We start from the raw sequence: 2440 nt of genomic DNA on the forward strand, positions 1-2440 counted from the left end.
GGAGTAGGGAGTAGGGGAGTAGGGGAGAATAATTGATGATTTATGTACGATAATTGATTTTATTTTTGATTATCACCAGATGTCTATTTGTAACACAGGCTTCGGTGCCTGTAACAAGCAGGATGCTTGTGTTACCAAAAATTTTGTACCTCACTAACTCCGAAATTGCTGTAAAAGTACCTTTTTCACCCATCCTCTATAACCATCTCCCCATCTCCCCATCTCCCCAAAAGGATACTCTATAAACCGAATTTATTATCACATCTTCTTTTTATTTGCTTTCTGCTTGCGTCTGTGACTAGCAATACGCGCTGCACCCTCTATGGGACCCCCAGCAATAGGAATGACCTGATACTTACGCTCTTCTTCCAGAGTTTTCAGTTTTGTATAATCAACCCAGTGAATACAATTAACAGGACAAGTGTCGATCGCTTCTTGGATTAAGTCTTCAGAGTCGCCATCTTGTTGAAAAACACGCGCTCGCCCATAGTCTGGTTCTATATAGAAAGTATTATGAGCAACATGACCACAGTGTTTACAACCGATACAGGTAATTTCATCAACGTAAACCCCTTTTTGTCGCAACACTCCACCAAGTTCGGGTTCAAAACCAGAACGTTCAGGAGCATCCCGTAATATCCCACCAAGTTCAGGTTCAAAACCAGAACGTTCTGTGTTATCTTCAGGGGAGGATGGAGGAAAATCTAACATTTTGTTAAAAAGTAGTAAATATTATCTATAATTTGTAGGTTGGGTTGAGGAACGAAACCCAACAAACCCTGCTAGTTACCTATTGTAATTATTTTAGTCAAGGTATAGGTTTAGGTTGGGTTAACCAACATTACCCCAGCTTATCTACAGGATAAACCCAATAAACCCTGCTAGTTACCTATTGTAATTATTTTGGTCACGGTATAGTTTCTGCTCTACCATAACTATGCAAAATTACCCAAACATTTAGATATTTTGGGTTATGCTGACGCTAAACTCTACCTACTGGAGTTGAAAAATCTAATCTGCTGCGTTAATATATTTCGTTTAATGTCTTTAGATATGTTGGGTTACGCTGGCGCTAAACCCAACCTACTGGAGTTGACAAATCTAATATGGTGCGTTACGACATCTTGTTTAATGTCTCTGACAGTAAGTAATTTTAGCTGTCTAACGCACCCTACTGGACTAATTGCTGACTGCTGTTTAAGCACTCCAACGTTGAACAACTAGACGAACAGATCCATCCTTATTTTTTTGCTGTTCGGTAACCTGAAATCCTTGTTTAGCAGTTTCATTAACTACTGTATGGAAAGCATAGCGCTGAGTCACCATATTAATAAAGCGATCTACAGATGATGCTTGTTGCCAGAATTGTAGATCGGCAACCAGCTCATATTGATTACCATTCCAGGCAAACCCTAAGTCATACCCATTATTTTGTTCTATGACCACTTCAGCAGTGCTAGTTTGTCCGCGATAACCCCGGACTTCTGTTGGACCTGATTTCCAGTCAATACCTAAATCTGTTAGAGCAGACTGCAAAGACTTCAGATTACGAATTTGAGTTTTGATTTGACTAAAGTGTGACATAGTAATTCTAAGAGAAATAAACTGAACTCAACAAGAAAAAAAATTTTAGTAACTGCTAAAAGAAGAAACCTGCGTTGTAGCAGTATCAGACTGATGCTGCTGTTGGGCAAAGTATTCAGAAGTTGACTCTTGAGTTAAGACAATACCTAACTCAGATTCAATTGCAGCAGTTACTTCTGTACAGGATGCACCGACAATACCAGTAACTTTTTCCTGTACCCGACCATCTGGATGAATGATGAACTCTAAAGTTTCCATGTTCATAGATCAATAATGAACAGTTATCGAAATATACAAAGATACCAATTTTTTCAAAGTGATATCTGCTGAAGTTGCTTCTTGATTGTTTAAATGACTTGCCTTTAATCTAAATCAATTTTTACTAATCGATAGACAAAGAATCATTTCTTAACAAAAGTTATTATAATCCGAAACATTAAATCAGTTATTTGTTAAGTTTGGCGTATATTTTTCTAACCGTCAAGATAATGGACCAAGATACGAGGAAATATGGGATCAAGAAGATAGCCTAGTAAGTCATGTCACAAAACTTCAAACTAAAAGTTATTGACAAATATCACTTAGGCTGTTATAGAAAATATTTCTACCTGATATTTCTGATCCAATAGAGTTTTTGGGATTGGTCGCTCAAGTATCCGTTGAAAATACAAATGATTTTCTACGTTAAGCTGATATATCGCAGTTGCCATGACTGTTAGAACTTATCGAATAGCTGTTTGCGTAGAACAACCTAGGAGAACCAATAAAATATCAGTAATTAATCTTATCTCCCAGATAACTAAAGCCTTCTTTGTTCTTCTCTCTTCCTTTAGAATAAAGGCTCAATATCTTATCT

General features: G+C 37.3%; 3 protein-coding genes. All 3 read right to left on the bottom strand.

Annotated features, from left to right (window positions below; translation table 11 throughout):
* Positions 1 to 258: 258 nt before the first annotated feature.
* The 3 genes from AFK68_RS01725 to AFK68_RS01735 all read right to left on the bottom strand — a co-directional run bounded on the left by AFK68_RS01725 (position 259) and on the right by AFK68_RS01735 (position 1842).
* Complete coding sequence (locus tag AFK68_RS01725; RefSeq protein WP_094671139.1) at positions 259 to 711, bottom strand: ferredoxin; 453 nt, start codon at positions 709 to 711, stop codon at positions 259 to 261.
* A gap of 486 nt (positions 712 to 1197) precedes the next feature.
* Positions 1198 to 1584 carry a DUF1257 domain-containing protein gene (locus AFK68_RS01730; RefSeq protein ID WP_094671141.1) on the bottom strand — a complete coding sequence of 129 codons (387 nt, stop codon included), beginning with the start codon at positions 1582 to 1584 and terminating at the stop codon, positions 1198 to 1200.
* Between the two features lie 45 nt (positions 1585 to 1629).
* Positions 1630 to 1842: a DUF2997 domain-containing protein gene (locus AFK68_RS01735; RefSeq protein WP_094671143.1), complete on the bottom strand. Its 213-nt coding sequence runs from the start codon at positions 1840 to 1842 to the stop codon at positions 1630 to 1632.
* Positions 1843 to 2440 lie beyond the last annotated feature (598 nt).

Source organism: Hydrocoleum sp. CS-953 (assembly GCF_002260545.1).
In the GTDB taxonomy this organism is placed as follows: domain Bacteria; phylum Cyanobacteriota; class Cyanobacteriia; order Cyanobacteriales; family Microcoleaceae; genus Trichodesmium.

Bases quoted from the DNA above. Each gene is read 5' to 3' on its own strand.
- AFK68_RS01730 (WP_094671141.1), bottom strand. From the start codon at position 1,584: ATGTCACACTTTAGTCAAATCAAAACTCAAATTCGTAATCTGAAGTCT.
- AFK68_RS01735 (WP_094671143.1), bottom strand. From the start codon at position 1,842: ATGGAAACTTTAGAGTTCATCATTCATCCAGATGGTCGGGTACAGGAA.
- AFK68_RS01725 (WP_094671139.1), bottom strand. From the start codon at position 711: ATGTTAGATTTTCCTCCATCCTCCCCTGAAGATAACACAGAACGTTCT.